This is a genomic window from Maridesulfovibrio frigidus DSM 17176 (assembly GCF_000711735.1).
Taxonomy (GTDB): Bacteria; Desulfobacterota; Desulfovibrionia; order Desulfovibrionales; family Desulfovibrionaceae; genus Maridesulfovibrio; species Maridesulfovibrio frigidus.
On the sequence record NZ_JONL01000009.1, the window covers coordinates 177,451 to 199,582 of the forward strand.

At 41.9% G+C, this 22,132-nt stretch carries 14 protein-coding genes; 6 read left to right on the forward strand and 8 right to left on the reverse strand.

What is annotated here, in order from left to right; all coding sequences use genetic code 11:
• Nucleotides 1-315: 315 nt before the first annotated feature.
• Nucleotides 316-3,984 (reverse strand): hypothetical protein, encoded by a 3,669-nt coding sequence (locus BR06_RS0116685; RefSeq protein WP_031485110.1) that lies wholly within the window; start codon nucleotides 3,982-3,984, stop codon nucleotides 316-318.
• Between the two features lie 505 nt (nucleotides 3,985-4,489).
• Here BR06_RS0116685 and BR06_RS0116695 point away from each other — a divergent pair.
• The 4 genes from BR06_RS0116695 to BR06_RS0116710 all read left to right on the forward strand — a co-directional run bounded on the left by BR06_RS0116695 (nucleotide 4,490) and on the right by BR06_RS0116710 (nucleotide 9,332).
• The gene (locus BR06_RS0116695) at nucleotides 4,490-4,864 is read left to right on the forward strand and encodes a PH domain-containing protein (protein ID WP_031485112.1); all 375 of its coding nucleotides are present in this window, start codon (nucleotides 4,490-4,492) and stop codon (nucleotides 4,862-4,864) included.
• A gap of 288 nt (nucleotides 4,865-5,152) precedes the next feature.
• A complete protein-coding gene (locus tag BR06_RS0116700) occupies nucleotides 5,153-6,997 on the forward strand; it encodes a UbiD family decarboxylase (protein ID WP_031485113.1) in 1,845 nt (614 codons plus the stop codon).
• Between the two features lie 52 nt (nucleotides 6,998-7,049).
• Nucleotides 7,050-7,502: a YaiI/YqxD family protein gene (locus BR06_RS0116705; RefSeq protein WP_031485114.1), complete on the forward strand. Its 453-nt coding sequence runs from the start codon at nucleotides 7,050-7,052 to the stop codon at nucleotides 7,500-7,502.
• Nucleotides 7,503-7,676: 174 nt separating this feature from the next.
• Nucleotides 7,677-9,332 (forward strand): alpha-keto acid decarboxylase family protein, encoded by a 1,656-nt coding sequence (locus BR06_RS0116710; RefSeq protein WP_031485116.1) that lies wholly within the window; start codon nucleotides 7,677-7,679, stop codon nucleotides 9,330-9,332.
• Nucleotides 9,333-9,337: 5 nt separating this feature from the next.
• Here the strand turns inward: BR06_RS0116710 and BR06_RS0116715 are convergent, their stop codons facing one another.
• A complete protein-coding gene (locus tag BR06_RS0116715) occupies nucleotides 9,338-12,013 on the reverse strand; it encodes an ABC transporter substrate binding protein (protein WP_235727750.1) in 2,676 nt (891 codons plus the stop codon).
• A gap of 328 nt (nucleotides 12,014-12,341) precedes the next feature.
• Between BR06_RS0116715 and BR06_RS0116720 the strand changes: the two genes are divergently transcribed.
• Together BR06_RS0116720 and BR06_RS0116725 are read left to right on the forward strand one after the other, a co-directional pair.
• Complete coding sequence (locus BR06_RS0116720) at nucleotides 12,342-12,755, forward strand: desulfoferrodoxin family protein (protein ID WP_031485120.1); 414 nt, start codon at nucleotides 12,342-12,344, stop codon at nucleotides 12,753-12,755.
• A gap of 72 nt (nucleotides 12,756-12,827) precedes the next feature.
• Nucleotides 12,828-14,210 (forward strand): MBL fold metallo-hydrolase, encoded by a 1,383-nt coding sequence (locus BR06_RS0116725; protein ID WP_031485122.1) that lies wholly within the window; start codon nucleotides 12,828-12,830, stop codon nucleotides 14,208-14,210.
• An 86-nt stretch (nucleotides 14,211-14,296) separates the two neighbouring features.
• Here BR06_RS0116725 and BR06_RS0116730 read toward each other — a convergent pair whose 3' ends face one another.
• From BR06_RS0116730 to BR06_RS0116755, 6 genes are all read right to left on the reverse strand, one after another.
• Nucleotides 14,297-16,006, reverse strand: a complete 1,710-nt coding sequence (locus tag BR06_RS0116730) for a methyl-accepting chemotaxis protein (RefSeq protein ID WP_034603094.1) — start codon at nucleotides 16,004-16,006, stop codon at nucleotides 14,297-14,299.
• A gap of 100 nt (nucleotides 16,007-16,106) precedes the next feature.
• A complete protein-coding gene (locus tag BR06_RS0116735; protein WP_235727751.1) occupies nucleotides 16,107-17,279 on the reverse strand; it encodes an HDOD domain-containing protein in 1,173 nt (390 codons plus the stop codon).
• A complete protein-coding gene (locus tag BR06_RS0116740; RefSeq protein WP_031485128.1) occupies nucleotides 17,245-18,201 on the reverse strand; it encodes an NAD-dependent epimerase/dehydratase family protein in 957 nt (318 codons plus the stop codon). Before BR06_RS0116740 ends, BR06_RS0116735 begins: the two co-directional genes overlap by 35 nt.
• A gap of 18 nt (nucleotides 18,202-18,219) precedes the next feature.
• Entirely contained in the window at nucleotides 18,220-19,590 is a 1,371-nt protein-coding gene (pelG, locus tag BR06_RS0116745) for an exopolysaccharide Pel transporter PelG (RefSeq protein WP_031485130.1), read from the reverse strand.
• A gap of 3 nt (nucleotides 19,591-19,593) precedes the next feature.
• Complete coding sequence (gene pelF / locus BR06_RS0116750; protein ID WP_031485132.1) at nucleotides 19,594-21,105, reverse strand: GT4 family glycosyltransferase PelF; 1,512 nt, start codon at nucleotides 21,103-21,105, stop codon at nucleotides 19,594-19,596.
• Complete coding sequence (locus BR06_RS0116755) at nucleotides 21,105-22,130, reverse strand: HEAT repeat domain-containing protein (RefSeq protein WP_084154225.1); 1,026 nt, start codon at nucleotides 22,128-22,130, stop codon at nucleotides 21,105-21,107. Before BR06_RS0116755 ends, pelF begins: the two co-directional genes overlap by 1 nt.
• Nucleotides 22,131-22,132: the final 2 nt, after the last annotated feature.

Consider the following 22,132-nt stretch of genomic DNA (forward strand, 5'->3'; position numbering starts at 1 on the left):
TTTTAGGACACTATTTCCGTTTAGAATTGCTGGATCTTGAATACTTCAACCAATATCCCTTTGTCCAATAAAGAGTGTTTTATTTCTTCATTGTCGTAATTAGAATACAGCTGAAGGCCTTTGTTTTATCAGGATACGGCGGGATAATATTTTGGATAATTGTTTATTTTTTTTGAGCAAAAAGTACCAACTGGATGTTGCAAAAGTAAATTCATCTAAATAGACTCATCCATCTTGTTTCTTCTTTTTTTCGTAATAGCCTTTGCCACTGCTTCAACAAAGGAGGCAAGGATGTGGAGTTTATTTTAGGCTTTACTACTTAACTTCAGGCAAACCAGGCTTTGAGATGTCGATTAGTTCGGGAGCACACATAAAGACGAGCGACATGCGATTCATTTCTTTGATGCTCTTAAGGTTGTATACAATGACAACATAGCCATCACCACGCTTCTTATAAGTTAGCTTTGCATCACCCAATTCTGCAGATTTCCTCTTTCGATAAAATTCAACTGTCCGTTTCGCGCTCTTCTCAGATATGAATGTATCAACGACAAGGCCAAACTTATCATAAGCAGGGGCAGTTGCCACAGCTTTTGAATCTGTGTCCATGCCTTTAGGCTCCTCAACAGAAGCCTCGGATAATGCGGCATTTACTAGGGTAAGAGTTGAAGGGAGAGCCTCTGCCTCTTCATCCATATTGGAAAAGTCAGTGAATATGAAGGCATCACTGCTTAACTTAGCAGAATTACGAAATTTTTCTTCAAGAAGAACAACAGCCTTTTCTGTACCGTAAAATAGAAGGTTGTCCATTAAGGTATTGGCTTCATTTGTTATGACTATTTCCTGCGTTGGGTTACTGGCATAATTATATTTGTCCAAAAAATCTGATGCAACCCTTACGGTGTAAGTTCCAGGCATAACATCTGTAAATAGATAAAAGCCATCACCCTCTGTCCACGTTTCATCTATACTTTCGCCTTTTTCATCCACAAGCTCTATTCGAACTAACGCCTTTCCATCTGCTTCATCATTCTTGATACGATACGCAAACCCTTCGATTTCACTGACAACATGTAGTGGAAATTCAAGGTCATAAATTTTACCTTTACGAGCCATGATAGCAACACCCGCTTTGTTGCTCAAATTAACGTCCTGAACACTGTCAGGCTTAACCTGGATGTCGACGCCTTTCATGGGAGCAAAACCAGTAAGCAATGCACGCCCATTCTCATCGGTGACTCCGCGCTGCCTGCTTCTCACCCCTTCCACCTGAATATCTTCAAGAGGCTGATCCCCTTCGTCAAATGAGTTGTTGTAGTTCTTGTCATTGTAAACAAGGCAATTAGCACCGGCACTCCCGCCACCAAGAGATGGCATGAAAGTTTCTGGGTCGAAATTAATACCAATGGAGAAGCCTGCAAAAACGGAAAAAGTATCATCATTTTTCCACCTTGTGGTCAAATATGGAGATATTTTTTTACCCTTATAAGCCAATGTGTTGCGTAGAGATAAATAATCGACAGCAGAAATAGATTTATCAGCCGACCATGTCGTTCTGAACTTCTTATTAAACCTATAGCTGCCAGACAGACTGGCAGACCTTGCATTAAAGTCGTTGTTGTCATCATGGTTATAATTGATACTAGCCCGGATATATCCATCACCAAACATCTTGGAGTAGTTCGTACTTCCTCCCAAAGTTATCCCACGATTGTTATAGCTTTGAGTATAGAATCGACTTGTAAGACTTGTACCGAAGTATCCATAATCCGAGGTGAGGCCAAGGCTGCCCGATAACGCATACCTAACATCATCGTTATTATAATCCTCAATGTACAACTGGTCTCTACCCCCTCCTGCTGAATAGGAAAGAAAGATGTTATCTTCAAAGTCTTCCCGATCAGAGAAGGAAACATTAACAGAGTTTCTAGTATTTGATTCTTCAAATTTATCTGAAAACTGATGCATTATGTTGCCACTAACAGCTATGCCATTATCAAGCTTTTTTTTGCTTGATGCGGTAACGTAGGTTGAACCAAGTGTTGAGTAACCAACATTTCCTTTTGCTAGTACACCAGCATACCCACCAGATAAGCCAACGGATGTAACATAACGTTCTTTGCCGCGATGTGTGTCGCTTGCAAACCCAACTTGCGTATTAACAGAGCTTAAAAGACCGACACTAACCTTGCCATTGAACCGTGTAGTTCCTTGCTCGCTTTCTCCAACTGAAACTACTTTTGAATACTCACTGCTAAACACACCAGTACCCTTTTGAGAAATGGAAGCATCATATTCTATCTCCCCCTTTTTCAAACTAGCCCCAATTGTGACGACCTCTTCGCGAACCTCTTCCTGCCCTTGGGGGCCATATAGTTGGAGACGAATTCTGTTTACGCCGTAATCCATAGGGATATCAGCAAATGAGTATGTTCCATCATTAGTGATAGTTTGGAAACCTACACGCCTATCGTTTTGGTAAAGTTCCACATCCCAACCAGGAAGAGCTTTTCCTGTAAAAGTTCTAGACCAATCAGCTCCATCACCAGAGCTGCCTGCATTACTCAGACGCAACCCTCTCTCCAGTTTACCCCCTCCAACTAATGGGGCTGAAGTAGTAGGGATATCCCCAATAAGTAGCTTGGAAATATAAGGATTATCCAGGAATCTACGTTCTCCTGCAAATGAAAAATCACTATAGCTAGCTGTACTTTTACCGTCAGAATAACTATATCCTGCCGAACCGTACAAGGTCGTGGACATAAACAGCAAGTCTCCCCTAAACAATCCGCTAACAGAAGCTCCTAAGCTATCCCCCGAGTCTTTAGAAAGATAGCCGGCTCCAAGCGCAGCAGAAATATTAGGAGGAGCCAAGGCTGCATAATCAAGGTCATTAATCGGATAAAGCAGACCACGCTTCGATTTTGCATATAATTCCTGAGCCTTCCTACTTTTCATCAATTCATATGGCAATGTCTCGCGAGGAGTTATTCTCAACACAAGCATACTTCTGATTAATTCCATATCTAATGGCAGCAATTCAGAAAGCCTTTCCATATCTATATATAACTCTTCTTCGAAATAGGAATACTCATCTGGAGCCAGCTTGAATGGCCTCCTCCTATTAGTTCCTTCACCTGTAGCAGTGTCAAAAGTAAAAGTGCTGTCCTCGGTGATGTACCAACCACGTGCACCAGTCTCGTCTGCTATGATCGCAAGACCTAAGAGGCTGCACAATTCATTAACAGGGATAAACGGACGCATGTTTTTTTCTAAACAAAACAATCCTCTGTAAATGAGCTTACGCCGAAGTTGAACATCAACGATAAGTTCATCTTCACCCCAGGAAAAATCCGTAAGGTCAACATCAGCTAGCATAGGATCTTCGAGTTGCTCTACTGGAGCAACCGGCGCTTCAAATGGTGTTTTACTTACACCTGAAGAGCTTTTTGGAGCTGTTATCGATGGAACAACAACTGGGGCAATATAAATAGGAATAAGTTCTTCCTCAGGCGAAGACTTTTTACGTACTGGCTTCTTAGCCGGCGATTTCTTCGCTACAGTTTTCTTGGCAGGAGACTTCTTAGCCGGAGGAGCACGCTTGCCACTCCTTCCTGTTCCTGACCCCTTCGAAACTTTACCAGGTGAAACTGGAGCGACAGCACCAGAATCCCCAACGTCTTTTTCTAACTTTTCTCTAGAGATTTCATCAGGATACCCGATTTGGACAAATTCTTCCCCATCAGGCTCACTATCCTGGCCTGATTCAGCTTTTCCCATAGCTGGCGGCATTATTTGCTGCCTTACTTGAGAAGGGTCAATATCTGGCGTAGTTGAGGTCTGTTCAGTGGGATCTTTGTCAAGATTCTGACCATCATCTTCGGGGGTATTAGAAAGCACAAGAAACAACGCCACTGCTGCGATTAGCAGCACCGGGCTGGCCTTAAGGGCCACGCTGAGAGCGATGTTTAGTGCGGTTTTCATAATTCTATTATTTTTGCAATTTGGGCTAAAAGTTGGTGAAAATACCTATTACAACCAACCCTTCACAGCAAAAAATGTACCACATGTAAAAAAACGGCTAAAAATAACCCCTTCGGCAAAGACGACTGAATAGGTAAAATTAGGTTCTCAAAAAATATCTAATGAGCTGAGCAGGTTAACTGAGGAGCAAAAAAAAGGATTCGGCCATTAAGCAAAAATCATACCAATAAACACAATTAGAGCTTAAAAGACTACAAAGATTGAACTATCTTCTAAAATATATTAAAGATTGAGCTCTCGCTTCGAAGAGCAAACAATTGAAAATAGACGACAAGACACGCCTCCACATATTCGACCAATAACTGGCAAAGTGTCATAGTTACGATTTTTTTATAACTTGCCCATAAAAAATCACTCAAAAGGTTAACATCGAGCATGACAAACCCGTGTTTTTCCATGTAAAGATAAACTTCCTTAAAACAAAATCACAACCATTGGAGATATTATGGGCATACTTGACGGGCTACTTGGAAACGCAACCGAAATTTCTGTTGAAGATGTAGAGGAAGAGCTTTCGCCGATCATGGGAGATAATGAAAGAGTTGATCGCGCATTTAAAGTTGTTCGCGACATGTACGTATTCACCAGCGGGCGCCTTATCTTAATAGATAAGCAAGGTTTGACGGGAAAAAAGGTTGAATATCTTTCAATTCCTTACAAATCGATTAACACTTTTTCAGTAGAATCATCAGGACATTTCGATATGGATTCTGAGCTGACCCTCTGGATGTCCGGTCGCGATCCAATCAAAAAAGAGCTCAAAAAAGGCAGTGATGTGGTAGGTATTCAAAAACTTTTAGCCAACAAAATCCTGTCATAAAATTACCGCATATAATTCAAGGAGCCTGCGTTAGCTCGCAGGCTCCATTCCACGCAAATGGCGCATTCATCCGCCCCTCTCCTCTTGACCACCAGTATTCATTTGAATACAAAGAAACCAGCACGCATCCTTTATGCCGCTTGAGATAATTATTTCGTTTCAAATCTCTCCAAACATTAATTATCTGAACAGATTATACCCAAATAACCTGAAAAAAGGTTACACACATAATATTTATTAAGCGGGCCAATCCCGCTTTTTTTTCATACCAAAGAAGGGAATTCAGATATGGGATTTAAAAACACACAAGAATGCTTACAATCTCTAGACAATCGCGGAGAGCTACTGCGTATAGACCAGACTGTTGATGCAAACGTAGAGATAGGTGCTATCCAGCGCAGAGTCTTCCAATCTGGCGGCCCGGCGCTACTTTTCACTAATGTGAAGGGATGTCAGTTTCCCATGGCCGCAAACATATACGGCACCAAAGATAGAATGAATTTCATATTCCGTGACACCATAGAGATGGTCGAAAAGCTGATGAAATTAAAACTCAGCCCCATGGAAGCCCTCAAAAAACCATGGAATTACCTTGGTGCGCCCAAGACTGCGTGGCATACCATGCCTAAAAAAGTGTCCACCGGCCCAATCATGCAGAATGAAACAACGCTGTCCAAACTTCCGCAGCTTGTCTCGTGGCCCATGGATGGAGGCGGATATGTGACTCTGCCACAAGTTTATTCTGAGTCCCCTGAAACTCCTGGATATGGCGGCTCCAACATCGGTATGTACCGAGTTCAATTATCAGGTAACGACTTTATTCCAGACAAAGAAGTAGGCCTACATTACCAGATTCATAGAGGAATAGGCCACCATCACGCACAGGCCATCAAGGCTGGCTCTCCCCTAAAAGTGAACATATTCGTCGGTGGAGCACCTGCCATGACAATGGCAGCGGTTATGCCTCTTCCAGAAGGATTAGCTGAAATTTTCTTTGCCGGAGCTATCGGAGGACATCGCATCCCCATGGTCACCCGTCCAAATGGATTACCCATTCCTGCCGAAGCAGATTTCTGCATCAGTGGAACCTTAGAGAACGGTACAGGCAAGCCCGAAGGTCCTTTCGGAGACCATCTCGGTTACTACAGCCTTGCGCACGATTTCCCCGTCCTTAAAGTTGATAAAGTCTACCATAGAAATGATGCCATCTGGCCCTTCACCACCGTAGGTCGCCCACCGCAGGAAGACACAATGTTCGGCGAATTTATTCACGAACTTACGGCTGATCTCGTCCCTTCCGTCTTTGCCGGAGTGCACGAAGTTCACGCCGTGGACGCGGCTGGAGTTCACCCGCTATTACTAGCTGTAGGCAGTGAGCGGTACGTACCATACGCAGAAGAAAGACAGCCGCAAGAGCTGCTTACCAATGCAATGAGCCTACTTGGCAACACTCAGACATCACTGTCAAAATACGTATTTATTGCGGCTAAAGAAGATATGCAGTCGGGCGAATCATGCCATGATATACCAGCCTTCTTCCGCCACATGTTAGAGCGCGCGGATTTAACTCGCGACCTTCATTTCATAACAAGAACAACCATCGACACACTGGATTATTCAGGTATCAGCCTGAATCAGGGGTCCAAGCTTGTATTTGCCGCCGCCGGTTCAAAAAAACGAACTTTATCCACAGAAATACCTACAAATATTAATCTGCCAGACGGCTTCCGCGACGCACAGGTATTTTCACCGGGCATCCTTATCATAAAGGGAACCAAGCATCAGATGAAACGTGACCAGCAGGATTCGCAAATGGACAGGCTGGGCGAAGCGCTTAAAACAGCCAAAGGAATCGAAGGATTCCCAATGATCGTGGTTGCAGATGATGCAAACTTCACGGCCCAGAATTGGGATAATTTCTTGTGGGTAACATTCACTCGTTCCGATCCGGCAACTGATATGTACGGAGTGGGAGCATTCACTCACGCCAAGCATTGGGGCGCAGAAACAGCCCTCATCATCGATGCAAGACTAAAAACATATCACGCTCCAGCACTCGAAGTAGATCCAGAAATTGAAAAAAGAGTTGACGCATTAGGGGCCATTGGCGGGCCATTGCACGGAATTATTTAAATCAATTGGCAATAGCTTTTAAGCAACCACAGACTAATCACACGGAAAAACTATGCATATATGGATCGATGCCGACGCTTGCCCAAACGTTATTAAAGAAGTGCTCTATAAAGCGGCAATTCGCTGTAAAGTAGAACTTACACTTGTTGCGAACTCAACTCTTCCCACTCCGCCTTCGCCACTCATAAATTCAATTAGAGTCGGGGCGGGGTTTAACGTCGCGGACGATGAGATTGCGCGTTTGGCTGAAGCGGGAGATCTCGTAATTACCGCAGATATTCCGCTGGCAGATAAAATAGTTGAGAAGGGAGCGACAGGTTTGAATCCGCGCGGAGAGCTGTACACAGAAGAAAATATCAAAGGTATTTTGAGCATGCGCAACCTGATGGAAGAACTGCGCACTGGTGGCATGGCTTCAGGCGGCCCCGCCCCGCTCGGCCCTAAAGACAAGCAGAAGTTCACCAACCAGCTTGATAAATTTCTTACTCAAAACCTTAATCGCTAAGATTTAATCGCCAATTGATACGTAAAATTAATCAACTTCGTATATATCAAAGATATCAGCGCAAAAGCAGTGCACTCTGTCCACTAAATTATGGACACCCTTCTGATGAACTGTCATTGTTTAGCAAATAGTTTTTGCTAAACAAAATAAAACTTTCACTCAGAGAGGTTGAGCGTGCCTAAAACTGTCATCATACATTTATTAGACCGTCTGAAAGAGATTGGGATTACGGATATTTTCGGAGTTCCCGGCGACTATGCTTTTCCAGTCAATGACGCCATCTGCAATGATTCTGAGTTAAAATGGATTGGTTGTTGTAACGAACTGAATGGTTCTTTTGCGGCAGATGGATATGCCAGAATCAAAGGATGCTCTGCACTCTGCACAACGTACGGAGTGGGAGAACTCAGCGCGCTAAACGGTATTGCCGGTGCTTATGCTGAACACCTTCCCATATTTCATATCGTAGGCATGCCCAAGAACTCCATTTTGCAAGGGCATAATATCATGCACCACACCCTAGGTAATGGTGAGTTCGACCTATTTTACAAAATGACACAACCCGTTGTTTGTGCAAGCTCAATTCTTACTCCGGACAATGCCGCCTCAGAAATTGAGAGGCTGATTGATGCGGCATTAACAAAGAAAATGCCTGTTTACATAGGTATTCCTGCCGACTTTGCACTAATGGAACTAGGCTGTACCACTCCTCAGCCACAGGCAAAACCTAAAAGCAATCCAGAAACTCTAGCTACCGTATCACAATTAATTTCAGATAAGATTAACAATGCAGTTTCCCCCGTTGCCATGGTGGGCACACTTATAAGCAGATATAATCTGCAAAGCGAAACACAGCATATAATTGAAAAAGCAGGTCTGCCTTTCACTTCTATGTTCATGGGCAAAGGCACCCTTTCAGAACAACATCCAAATTTCATAGGCATATACAATGGGCATATTTTAGCAGAAGATGTGTGTGAAATTGTAGAAAACAGTGATCTGGTTGTAAGCTTTGGGACCATCCGCTCAGACATAAATACCGGAGCTTTCACTGTTAAAATTGATCCTGTAGGCGAAATAAGCATTCACCCGGATCATGTTCACATCGGGCACGCTATTTATGAAAATGTGCTTATCAGCGATGTAATTAAAGCTTTGGCGCCCCTGATAACTCAAAAAGAGTTGAATGCAGCGCATGAAGTTATTTCACTTGGAGATCCTAAAGGTGCTCCCGAAGATGAAATCACCCCAGAATCGCTTTACCCGCGCATAGAAAAGTTTTTTAGATCTGGTGATATTATTATTGCTGAAACAGGCACGGCTTCAATGGGCCTTGTCACCGCCAAACTTCCTGAAGGAACCACATTTTACAACCAGACTCTATGGGGATCCATTGGCTGGGCAACTCCAGCGGCATTCGGCGCGGCCATGGCTGATCCAGACCGCAGAGTAATACTTATCACGGGCGAAGGAGCACATCAGCTCACAGTGCAGGAAATCAGTCAATTCGGCAGGTTCGGCCTAAAGCCTGTAATTATATGCTTAAACAATGACGGATACCTGATAGAGCGCATGCTATGCGAAGATCCATACATCTATTACAATGATCTGGCACAATGGAATTACAGCAAGCTTCCGCAGGCATTTGGAATGACAGATTGGTTTAGCGCAAAAGTCCTCAATAATCAGGAACTAGATGATGCCCTGAAAAAAGCTGCAACGGCAGACTGCGGAGTCTATATAGAAATCGTCACAGACAAGATGGCAGCCTCCGAAATGGCCGTTGCATTAAATCAGATTGTATTCAAAGGCGGAGGCTGGAAAGAATAACCTAATCAGTCAGAATTGGCAGGTAGCTTAACAACAAAACGGGTCCATTCTCCTGGAGAAGATAAAACTTTCATACTGCCACCGTGCTGGTCAGTTATAATGAAATAGGAAACAGACAATCCAAGCCCTGTACCCTGTCCAGCCTGTTTTGTTGTAAAGAATGGTTCGAACGCCCTTTTTCGGCAAGCTTCGTCCATTCCGGACCCGTTATCTTCAATCTCAACAGAAACCATGTTAGATTCGCAATGTAGTCTGAGAGTCAAACACGGCCCCACGCTGGTATATTTTTTCTCGGCCATTGCGTGGGCGCCGTTTTTTATTAAATTAAGGAAAACTTGCTTAATTTCATTACCTTCACAAAAAACGGCAGGGATATTCACCCCATATTCACGATTTACTTTAATTTGTCTAAAATCAAATTTCTTGTCTAAATCATATTCGTTAGCAGCCAAATCAAGTGCACTATCTAAAAGATCCGACAAGTTATGGTTATCGGAGCTTTTAGCGCTTCTGCGACTAAACCCAAGCATATTAGAAACTATCCCCCCCGCACGAAGTCCGGAAGCACTAATCCCTTCAAGAATTTGAAAGATATCACGTTCCTGAAGATACCCTTGCAAGTTCTCAAAGTCCAAGTTCCAACGCTCAGCGACCTTAAAATTGGCAGCAAGTTTTGGAGAAAGACGGCGATCGATATTTTGTGCACCTTGAATAATGGCACCAAGCGGATTATTTATTTCATGAGCCATTCCAGCAGCGAGACTTCCGACCGACATCATTTTTTCATTTTGAACTATCATCTCTTCAAGCCGAACACGCTGAGTAACATCATCGACCCTCACAACAGCCCCTTCAACTCCAATATCAGAAAGCGGATAAATAGTAATATCTTCATACCTTTCTTCTCCGCCATTATGACTGTATATATTCCTCTCAACATGGATTTCATGCTTAGAAACAGCTTCATCAATCCGATTCATTTGCGAGGAAAGACGAGGGAAAACAGATGATAAAATTTTACCTTCCGCTTCAGAGCAGCTAATTCCTGATACCTCTTGAGCCCTATGATTCCACTGAGTTACCACACCATTTATATCTAACCCAATAAGGACAGAAGGCATCGAATTAATAATGCTATTCAGATAGTTACGCAAACTAATCAGTTCATATTCCGCTTGTTTCCGCTCAGTAATATCTGAATGAGTTCCTACAATTCTAATAGCACGTCCATTTTCATGACGAGCAACAGCCTTTCCGCGCCCGCAAATCCAACACCACCCGCCATCTTTCTTTTGCATGCGAAATTCAACTTCAAAATTTTCTCTTTTATTTTCAATACATTCTGAGTTTACTACCATTGCTAATTCGCGATCATCAGAATGTATTAAATCAAGCCATGAATCCACATGAGCAGGGACTTCATCAGCTCCATACCCAAGCATCGCTTTATATCCAGGACTGTAATACACAATATTTGTATCTATTTCCCAATCCCAGAGACCATCGCGGTTAGCCTCCATTGCCCAAGCAAACCGTTCTTCACTTCTACGAATCTTATCTTCAGCCTTGCGAAGCCTGAAAACATAAATCAAAAGAACGCCTGAAGACAATAAAAGAAGAGATATAAAGAGAATCGCTATGAGAATGGATTTACGGTGATCTTTGAAAATAGATACGGGTTCATGCAATAATTCAATGTTATCAGGCAAAAGGTTAGAGGACACGCCAAACTTACGTAAAACGTCGTAGTCAAGCACAATTTTATTTACATCCCCCCCAGCTACAACATCAATATCCTTTACTGCCCTTCCAGCAATAATGTCTGTGGCCATTTCACCGGCAGCAGCACCTTGCTCAAAATGAGAGATAACTTCCCCACCTATTATTCCTTGCCCCAAACCATGTTCCCACAAATGAAAAATTGGCGCCTTACTATACTTTTCAATAGATTTAAGGGCTTCATCAAATGACTTAGAAGTTAAATTTTTATCTCTATAAGCCGACAACAATAATATCGCATTAGACTGAGGAAGTTCTGCCAATTTACGCTCAAACTCTTCCCAAGAGAAATCTTGCAAAGGAAGAATATCAAGCATCATATTCGGGAAATTATTTTTTTGTTTTTCAAAAGTTTTAAGGTCGCCTTGTCCACTGGGAGAGTCATCTACAATTGCATATATTTTTTCAGTTTTAGGAAGCAACCTCAAAATCAAATTCAAAGTCTCACGCATTGAGACCTCTTCAATAACTCCGGTAACAAGATCGTTTGAATTCATGGACAAAGCCAATTTACGATTATTTACACCGCAAAAGACTATAGGAATTTCTGGAAAAAGATCTTCCTTATATTTTAAGACAAACTTTAAAGCATTATCGTCAGATGTAATAACAGCATCATAGGGACTAATATTTTCTAGTTTTAATTTTAAGTGTTCATGGAAAGCGGTAATATTCTTTGGAGCATAAAAACGCTTGCTATCCATAAATTCAACATCAAGCTTCACGTCTGCAGGATCAAGCACAGACTTAATGCCGTCAATCTGCTGAAAAAAAGTCGGGAAAGCAGGATGATATGAACTGATAAGAAGTACACGTTTATCGGAAGCAAACAAAGTAACAGGTGTTATCATTACGGAAAGCAAGAAAAAGGAAATGACTATCAAAATAATTCTTCGTATCATATTCATCTCATATTTTTCGGTCAGTAATAGTTCGAAATAGTAAGAAAAGTTTTCATGTATTCATAATATATAATACATTGAAATAAAAAGAGTCAAACTAATTAAGCACTTTATACCATACTCAATTAAACAACACTAATAAAAAACAAAAGAACTCAAAAGTGAATGCTTAATAACATTAAAGCTGATCTACATCTGTTAAACAAACAATCTTTTATTTAGATATGATTTTAACAGAAATAGTAATGATTCTTGACAATATCATATATTTATAAAATAAATCAGTATAAAGATAGATCAAAGACAATTTAACATAAGGAGAATAAGAATGACTTCAAGAAGAAATTTTATGGCGATGTCAGCTGCGGCAGTTGCAGGAACCCTTCTAGCGGGCGGAACAGCTTCTGCGGGAGACGAGCTGGAATTCCCTTATAATGTTGCTTTCACTCAAAAACACCCTGGGCATTGGGCAAACAAAGCTGGTAGCCACGTTCCTGAAGTTGAAGTAAAAAATAACAAACTCATCGTGAGTACTCCTCACCCTATGTCAGAAAAACATTACATTGTTCGCCACACTCTTGTTGATAAAAAAGGTAACTTTATAGACGGCCACACCTTTGCGCCAACAGATAAAAAAGCTGTCTCGACATTCAAACTGCCAGCTAATAGCGCAGGAAAAAAATTCTACGTAACAAGCTTCTGTAACAAACATGATCTGTGGGTTCAGAAAGTAAAGTTGTAATCATTCAACTGCTGCGGTCAGTCTTTGGAAGTATTTTAGTCTTAAACCAGAACTTTAGGAGAATAATCGTCAATGTTTTTCAAACAGATAACCACCGAAGGCCTTGGTTGCTATTCATACATAATAGGCTGTCCCGCAGCAGGACAGATGGCTGTTGTAGACCCTAAACGTGACGTGCAAGAGTATCTCGACATTTCCCGTGAAGAGGGAATGAAGATTACTCACGTCATTAACACACATGTGCATGCTGACCACGTAGGCGGTGAGCAGGAGCTTAAGTCCTTAACCGGGGCGGAGTTATTCATTCATGAAAACGCAAAAGTAGCCTACAAGCACACCCCTCTTGCTGAGGGAGATTCCATTTCTCTAGGTAGTTCCAAAATGGACTTCATATACACTCCGGGGCACACACCTAATGCCGTTTCTATTCTTATAACTGACACCATGCGCGGTACTGATCCGTGGATGATTCTTACTGGAGACTTGCTCTTTGTCGGCGATATTGGTCGGCCAGATCTTCCCGGAGATGAAATCCTAGATCAGCAGGTAGCAAATCTCTATGACAGCCTTTATGTCAAACTCGGGAAACTTCCTGACTATCTTGAAGTGTTTCCCGCTCACGGACAAGGATCACTTTGCGGTAAAGGCATGAGTGCTAAACCAAGCACAACACTGGGTTACGAAAGACGCAACAATCCCATGCTGAAGTTTGAATCTTTTGAAAAATTTAAAGAAGTAGTCATGCAATCATTTCCAGCACGTCCCAAATCTTTCAGCCACATCATTGAAACAAACTTTAAAGGTGCGCCACTTCTCGAGCGGTGTCCTCTAGACAGGGCAATGAATCCAGAAAAATTCAAACAGATTATGGACGGAGGCGCGACTGTTATTGATATCCGTGATGCAGCTGGATTTGGTGGATTCCATATTCCGGGAAGTATCAGCATCGGACTTGAAAAACAGCTTGCAAACTGGGTAGGAATGGTTGTTGAGCCAAATGCAGACATATTACTGGTCGTAAACTCCAAAGCAGACTACGACCGCATGTGCCTTGAACTGCACCGCATTGGATACGACAATATATTTGGATACTTACTCGGGGGAATAAGCTCTTGGCTCCTTGCCGGATACCCTGTGAAAAGCTTGGCGCAAAAATCTACCGCAGATTTGCAAGAAGCGATTGATGCAAATCAAGATTTCATATTATTAGACGTTCGAACTCCCATGGAATGGGATGCAGGACACGTTAATGGAGCAGTTCACAGCCCTCTTGTGAAGGTTCTCGAAGAAGGATTTGATGTGAACAAAGACACCCCTGTAATTGTCATGTGCGGATCTGGTTATCGCTCAAATATTGTAGGGAGTTTTCTACAGAACAATGGGCATAAGCAAGTTTGCTCACTCGCTGGAGGAGCACTGGCTTGGGGACGTTCAGGGCACCAATTAGTTCAGTAGTAAAACTATCATTGTCATCATAAAAAAACGCCCGACATAGTATATGCCGGGCGTTTTTGTTTTCTATATAAGGTTAGTGGTTAAGACTAACTTTTGCCGAGTTTCTGTACAATTGAATTCAAATTATCAACAAGGCGATTAATATCAGCTAGCGATTCTGTAGCTTTCCCCATTCCTTCAGCTGTCTCGGAAGCAACCATGGAAACGTCACCAACTGCGCGATTAATTTCTTCGGATGTAGCTGACTGCTCTTCGCTGGCAGTCGCAATTGATTCAATCTGACTAGCAGTTGCATCAACTATATTAACGATTTCGTTCATAAACTCACCGGACTCGGAAGCCGCCTCAGTACTTACAATAATATCTTTTGCTGCGAGTTCTACAGCTTGAATGTTTTCTCTGGCATTAGCCTGAATACTAGAAACCGCATTTCCAACTTCTTTAGTCGCATCCATGGTCTTTTCTGCCAGTTTACGAACTTCGTCAGCAACAACCGCGAATCCGCGCCCAGCTTCACCAGCTCTGGCAGCTTCAATTGCAGCATTAAGAGCAAGTAAATTTGTCTGATCAGCAATGTCAGTAATAACATTCATGATGTGCCCGATGCTGTCCGCCTGTTCACCAAGAGCGCCCATGGTTTCCTTCAGCTTCATAATACGCTCCTGAATTTGTCCAATTGAGTCGATAGCTCTCTTAACACCCTTTGCACCAGTTTGAGCATTCTCTTTTGATTGCTCAGCACTTTGGGCTGCATCTGAGGCATTACGCGCCACTTCAAAAACAGTACTGTTCATTTCTTCCATGGCAGTTGCAGTTTCAGCAACTCTATCTCTCTGGATATCAACACCGTTATTTACCTGCTCAACCTGAGCAGCAAGGCCGCTGATAGCCATAAAAACTTCTTCGGAAATTGAGCCGGCTTCGTCGGCCCCCTCTTGCATTGCCAGTACTAAGCTTGAAACTTCATCTTGCTTCTCCTTGGCTTTGACCAAGGCTTCTTCAGCTTTCATCGAACTCTGCTCAGCCAAAGTCCCTTTCTCTACGGCTTCATTAATGGTCTCGCCTATCTTTCGAACCATCCGCGCTAAGGCGTCTTTAAGAGTCAAAAGTTCAGCCGTATAATTGCCTGAAACTTCAGCTTTAAGATCACCGTCAGCTACAGCCTTAGCGTAATTTCGGAGTCGTTCAAGAGGCAGAGTAATTTTACGGTTAACCATGATTAGAACTATTAAAACAGCCAAAGCTGATAATATTGTGAATCCGACCTGAATCCAGACAAGCATTGATATTTTGCTTTCAGCATCGGCCTGCATCATGACCACAGCTTTATTCATATTCTTTAAAACATTTACACTTTTAACTGAAAGCTGGGCAGGTGTAACTGTATCAGATTTTGAAAGAACATTATTAAGCATCACAACAAACTCATCCCACTGCGAATTTACGACAGAAAGCTGAGACCGGACAGCATCATTGGGAGCGGGAATATGAACGGAAGGTCCATTAATATCTAATGTTAATGGCGCCTTTCCTGAGAAAGTAAGAGCCGCTAATGTTGCTGCAAAGATCCCTTTAGTTTTCTCTACCTGATTTTTACCGGCCGCATCTCCTGTTTGCATAAACAAAAGAGCTTCCTTAGTTACTTTCTGTGAAAGCATTCTTTGTCGGCCAGCGAGGTTTATGACCAAGCCATCATCTTTCTGACTTGAAGTTACATAAGTAGTTCCTGCAAACATGCATAATACAATCAAAAATATACCAACAAAAGACGCGACTAAACGAAATTTTAAACTCATACCGCTACCCTCTTTATACAAAAACATTGTTGAATAATACGGGCAATGCGACTACGCACAACAATAAAAATTTATCTATAAAAAATAGATATCAAAGTCCTTACTCAGGACGTAATATTTCAAAAACATCTTCGATAATTGCTTCAAAGGTAGGGAGCAGTTTTTTAAAATCCCCCATACTTAACCCAATGTTTACCCATGCAGCTTCACTTATTCCCCCCAGAACGGGAGAAACACCAAGATCGTAACCTAAGGCGCGGGCGACATAATCTGCAACATGAACAACTCCTGCATCGGGATCATTTTTAGCTTTTTCAGGATTATGGTGACCTGCTGCGGATATCACTAGATTTTTAGGAAAGCTCCAATCCTTAATAATTACTCCCCCAAGAATTGCGTGGTTAAATCCCAGCAATTCTTGCTCTGCCGCATAAAAGCTTGTCCCTTCTTTATTCGCCCTCTTTAAAAGCTCAACTGCAAGGCTTTTCTGACTTTCAAAAACAACATACAATCCGATATCATGCAGCAATCCAGCCACAAAGAAACGTTCTGGATCACCGAGATTTGCCGCACGCGCTATCTCCTGAGCAATTACTCCACATGCGATTGAATGTTTCCAAAATTTTTCAACCTCTAAAACTGAGACTTTAGAACGCTTAAAAAGACTTAGTGAAACTGTCCCTAGAGCTAAAGATCCCGCCTGCTTAAAACCAAGCAAAGCTACAGCCCTAGTAGGAGTATCAACTTCAGTTCTAAAACTGAACATAGCACTGTTCGCAAGCCGAAGAATTGCAGCAACAAGTTTAGGATCCTTACTTATTACTGCAGCAAGATCACTAGCAGAACTATCAGAATCATTAATAACATTTTGAATTTGGATTAGTACCTGCGGCAGTGAAGGCAGCGAAACCTTCTTTTTCAAAAAATCACGCGGCCCAGCAGGCTTTTTACCATCCCACGGTTCAACGGATGTCAGTTGCGGTTTAGCCTTATACTCATCTGGACGCTTAATCATATCATGATAAATACGATCCTCAGACATTCTGCGCAGTATCGATACAAGCTCAAAATCCACGTTAGATTCGCTGAACACCTTATCAACAAATTCATTGGCAGCTTCTTTAATCTCTGGATTAATGACAGCTTCTTTTTTAACTTCTAATTCTATTTCACTTTCGACCATTATATGAACCTTTGCTATTATTAAAAAATCTACATTTAAAATTTTATGAAATTCATCAGGATGACTCTGCCCATTCAATAGTTTTTGCAAGTCCTTCCTCAAAAGAGACTTGCGGGCTGAAACCTATCTCTGATATTTTACTTACGTCTGCTCTTGAATGTTTAATGTCACCAGCTCGCTCAGGCCGAAAATCAATTTCCGATGGCCCACCTGTCAATTTAGATACAGACTCAGCAAGCTGGAGAATGGAAATACCATTTCCGGTTCCTACATTATATATACCGCAAAGAGGCCCTCTGCCCTGCGGATCTAGTCCGGATGCTATCAGGTATGAATCAACAACATCGGATACATATAGAAAATCACGAGATTGTTCCCCGTCACCGAAGATTACCATTTTTTTTCCGGCCAGACCAAAGTCAACAAATCTTGAAATAACACCGCTATACTGACTTGCCGGGTCCTGCCTCGGACCGAATATGTTGAAAAAACGAAGAGAACAACCATATCCGCTTTTTTCTATCAAACAAGAAGACTTGTATTTTGCCATTCCGTAAGGACTTACATGCTCAACTTGATCCGTTGCATACTCTTCGCGTACTGGTAATCTTTCTTCATTGCCGTACTCCGCAGCAGAGCCTGCAAAAATAAATCTGGAAATGCCAAGATCTTGAGCGGACTTGTGCATTATTTTTGTAGCTTCAAAATTGGTATCCAGCGTAAGTTCAGGATGATTCACAGAATATGGAACGCTCACAATAGCTGCCAAATGAAAAACAACATCGAGCTCAGGGTAATCCACTTTTAACTTTTCAAGAAGTCCCTCATCCAAAATGGAGGCTTCCTTAAACTTAAAATTGGGATGATCTTCAAACCCCTTCATATTGTGAACATAGCCAGTAAATAGTTGATCCACCCCAACAACAAAATGTCCTAGGTCAATCAATTGCTGGGTTAAATGACTTCCTATAAAACCGGCACACCCGGTAACCATACACACTTTTGATATCATGATACGAATCCTTGCGAACTAAACCACCGGCTGGCCGGCGAAAGTTATATATTCTAAATCTGTTACACTTTTTGAAACGAAATAATATGCAAACATCAGAGAAATAAAACAGGAATAGCAATACCCGTATCCATAAAAAGTGAAACCTAGTTTCATACTGAGCAAGGTAAGCCCGGTATTACTAATAAGAAATATCAGCGTAATAAAAAGAACCTCTTTGCGAAGATCAAAGTAGAACAATATAATCACAGCAACCGAGAGCATCACTTGCATAAGAGATCCTATCAAGGCGATCTGAAGCAAAGGCTTCTGGATAGGCGAAAGTCCCACTATTTCGATGAAGTCAGATGCCATAAAAAGGCAAAGCAAAGTTAATGACCCTTGAACAATCAAAATTTCGCGCAAACTTTCTTTGAGCATGTGGATCATACCCTTCTTTTCTTCCAATATACTGGCAAGGTCTTTCTTAGATATTATTTTTGCGAAATAATCATGGTAATGCTCATAAAATTTGGTTTCAATCTTTACCAAAAAAATTGCCAAAGTTGGGACAATCGTCAAATAAGCAAAGAAAATAGGCCCTTCATACATATCATGAGTCCGAAGGTATGGAACGACCATTCTTGAATCAGGCGCAAACCAAAATAAAATTTTATCTATCCAAATTGCCAAATTGAACAGCATGCCTATCAAAGCAAGCTCCCAGTACTTAATAAAATAAGTAAACATGGACCAGTCCATGACCCTTGTAGGCGGAAACTCAGCTAGAAGCCTAGCCAGAAGCCAGAAATATATTACAGCCTGACCAATGGTATAACCAAGTAAATATCCATCCAGTCCCATAACCGGATAAAGCAGAAAAGCGCCGCCCACACTGATAGAAGTCCCCACGGCAAAGGCCTGAACGATGCTCCGGAAATCTTTTACGGCAGAAAGAAAAATCATCGCAAGCCAGATCATTGCCACAATGAGGAAAAGCATAACCGCGATAATTTTATATGTAACCGTAAGTTCAAAGGTCCATAAGCCGCCTATTCCAATAATAGATCCGATAATAAGCACCATCACCGAGCTTGAAAAAAAGGCTGTAAGAGTTATTCGCTCTTCTCCCATATAAAATTTATCGGCAAGATACCTAGTCACTACCAACTGAATATATCCGACATAAACCAGCGTAAAAGCATAAACATACACAATTGTAGTCCTGAATATTTCCTGGTCAAGCCGAGTAAAGCCAGAATAGGAATATAGCCCGAGAACGGACAGGCAAAGGACGCTCATGAGCCAAGGACCGGACGAAACCATTGCGGCATATAAGTAAGCCGACATCTCCGATAAATAGCTGTCCTTGCCCAGCATTCGTCTTAATTCAAACCCAATTCCAGCCATCAGCTACTCCAAATCATCCATGTTCATGTACTTACGGTAAATTTTCAAATATGTTTCATTGAGATCCGATTCGCGATAAAAAGTTTTCACTCGCTCAATGCCAGCCAGTGACATCTTTTTCCTTAAAATGGGCTTTTGCAAAATAGTTAAGATTGCCTCCCCCGTACCAACAGGGTCCGCAACCTTTGTCACAATCCCGGACGGCCCGAGCGCTTTATCAGAAACGGTTCTACCTTCAAGCAGCTCTCTACATGAGCCAACATCAGATGCGACAGCAGGTATTCCGGCGCAGTTCGCCTCCATGATAACGAGAGGCTGTGCTTCACTAATACTCGTCAGCACAATCACATCAAGATTAGGAAGGTAATCTGTAACTTTAACCTTTCCTGTAAATTCTACTACATCTTCAAGATGAAGCAGTTTCATGAGATTTACACACTCTTCATAATACTCTTCATCTTCCTCAGTAGGCCCCATTATATAGACTTTCAGCTTATCAATTTTCAGAGCAACCATTTTACAAGCTCTGAGAAAAGTCTTTACATCTTTGATAGGTACAACCCTGCCTACAAAACCAACTGCAAATTCTGTCTGCCCTTTGTAATCATGATCCGCAGCCTTTAAGCCGAGAAAAGCATCAAGACTTATTCCGTTAGGAATAATTTTAATTTTATCAGGATCAGCTCCCTCTAAAATTTCGAGATCTTTGTTCCCTTCATATAAAGTATATATTTCCGATGAGTAATTATAACACATTTTTCCAAGCTGCTCGAACATGCGAATCCAAAATGTCTGGAATGCACCAAGTTTACTATCTACTCGGAATCTTTCATCCTTCTTACGATAAACCCACTCAGCCTGTGAAATTTCGATTTTGCGCTCTTTCACATAAATTCCATGCTCGGTCAGCAATAACGGACGCCCTGTCATAACCCGCGCAACAACGCCTAAAAGCCCCGCATATCCAGTTGAAATAGTATGATAAACCTTGGCCTTAGGCAGATCAAGCGGCAACATTTTAAAAATGGGCAGATGTGTAAAACGGTACGTCCAGAAATAGTCTATAAAGGATTCCTTGTTCTCATCTACATTATACCTTTCTACGAGCAAGTCCCATGCTTTCTTGCCATGCATCAATTCGCCGAGCGGAAATTTATTATTCCGAAAAAGATCGACCATTTCAGTCATATTGCCAGCACTTTCATTATCGAGCTGCTTATGAAATTTCTTCAGCCTTTCTATGTTGTTAGCAGAAATTTTCTTAAACGGATTCTTGGAAACTTCGATAGGATCGTGAAGGTAAACAACTTTAAGATCTACGAAGTTATCAGGAACTTCGTAGCGGTATTCTGCTTTTTCTTTTGACGTGGCCAAAATGCACACAGCAGTAAAGGTCAGATCCGGCATTCCTTTAATAAGGTTATGAATCCACGAAGAAACCCCTCCAGCAACGAAGGGATATGTTCCCTCGAGCAAAAGGCATACGTCATACTCTTTTTCATCTTTGCTATGCATTAAAAAGCCTCTTCTTTTACCCAAAAATCATACAAAACTTTTTTATATGGATCGGAACTATCGAGATTAGGTTCAACCTGCATTCTTTTAACTTCATCACAAAGAGCTATAAAGTTGCCCATCTCAAAAAAAGCTCTGCAAATACCTAAACGCGATTCAAGTTCCAGTTCAGGCTTAACTTTAGTCTTATTATATATTTCAACTGCTTCTGAAAACTTTCTACTCTCAATGTAAATCTCAGCAAGACGCATCCGGTAATCATCATTATCAGGCTCAATGTCCGATGCTTTTTTCCAATTCTCACAAGACAAGTCCATGGAGTGTTCTTGAATATTCTGCTCCGGTAAGCCGCTCTGAGCATAGTTTCTATGAACTGCCCCAAGTTCCGCATGAGACTGAGCACTGCCATATTTGTCTGCTCGAAACTCCGCTTTTTCCAGAGACTGCGCATAATCTTCTTCTAGGCGGGTCAATGCAGTATGAGCGTAAAAACGGACCTCAGCATTTTCATCGGAAAGGCTTTTTCTAAGGAGAGAGACAGCCTCATATGATCCGATTCTCCTTAACAGATTTACCGCTCCGCGCTTCATCCCAATATCATCACCCGCTAAAATATCGGCAATTGGGTGAACGTCTAACTCTTCATACAAAAAGGAGTTGATATCAGTTGGCAAGTCAACTTCAATGCCGCTACCCTCAAAAGCCTTTTCCTTGTACTCTTCAGCCAGCCCGTGACTGTTCATAAGCATTTTAGCAAAAAGAAGTGTCAGAGACATGCCCAAAAGTCCTATTCCAGGCATAAAAAAAGTAAAAAGAGCGATAGCACGAGGATAGTAATAACCAACGCCGGGCAAAGATCTAGGCCTCGGTTTAGTAATGAAGAAAGAGAGCGCAGATAAAACATGCACAAGAAAAGCAGCATAGACAAAATAAATCGAATCAGACCTGTTTATATAAAACCAGAATGCACTGACTTCAAACAGATACGCAAAGAAGAAGGCAACGGCAAAGCAGATCCGCCCCATTC

Bases quoted from the DNA above. Each gene is read 5' to 3' on its own strand.
- BR06_RS0116685 (WP_031485110.1), bottom strand. From the start codon at position 3,984: ATGAAAACCGCACTAAACATCGCTCTCAGCGTGGCCCTTAAGGCCAGC.
- BR06_RS0116695 (WP_031485112.1), top strand. From the start codon at position 4,490: ATGGGCATACTTGACGGGCTACTTGGAAACGCAACCGAAATTTCTGTT.
- BR06_RS0116700 (WP_031485113.1), top strand. From the start codon at position 5,153: ATGGGATTTAAAAACACACAAGAATGCTTACAATCTCTAGACAATCGC.
- BR06_RS0116705 (WP_031485114.1), top strand. From the start codon at position 7,050: ATGCATATATGGATCGATGCCGACGCTTGCCCAAACGTTATTAAAGAA.
- BR06_RS0116715 (WP_235727750.1), bottom strand. From the start codon at position 12,013: ATGATACGAAGAATTATTTTGATAGTCATTTCCTTTTTCTTGCTTTCC.
- BR06_RS0116720 (WP_031485120.1), top strand. From the start codon at position 12,342: ATGACTTCAAGAAGAAATTTTATGGCGATGTCAGCTGCGGCAGTTGCA.
- BR06_RS0116725 (WP_031485122.1), top strand. From the start codon at position 12,828: ATGTTTTTCAAACAGATAACCACCGAAGGCCTTGGTTGCTATTCATAC.
- BR06_RS0116730 (WP_034603094.1), bottom strand. From the start codon at position 16,006: ATGAGTTTAAAATTTCGTTTAGTCGCGTCTTTTGTTGGTATATTTTTG.
- BR06_RS0116740 (WP_031485128.1), bottom strand. From the start codon at position 18,201: ATGATATCAAAAGTGTGTATGGTTACCGGGTGTGCCGGTTTTATAGGA.
- pelG (WP_031485130.1), bottom strand. From the start codon at position 19,590: ATGGCTGGAATTGGGTTTGAATTAAGACGAATGCTGGGCAAGGACAGC.
- pelF (WP_031485132.1), bottom strand. From the start codon at position 21,105: ATGCATAGCAAAGATGAAAAAGAGTATGACGTATGCCTTTTGCTCGAG.
- BR06_RS0116755 (WP_084154225.1), bottom strand. From the start codon at position 22,130: ATGGGGCGGATCTGCTTTGCCGTTGCCTTCTTCTTTGCGTATCTGTTT.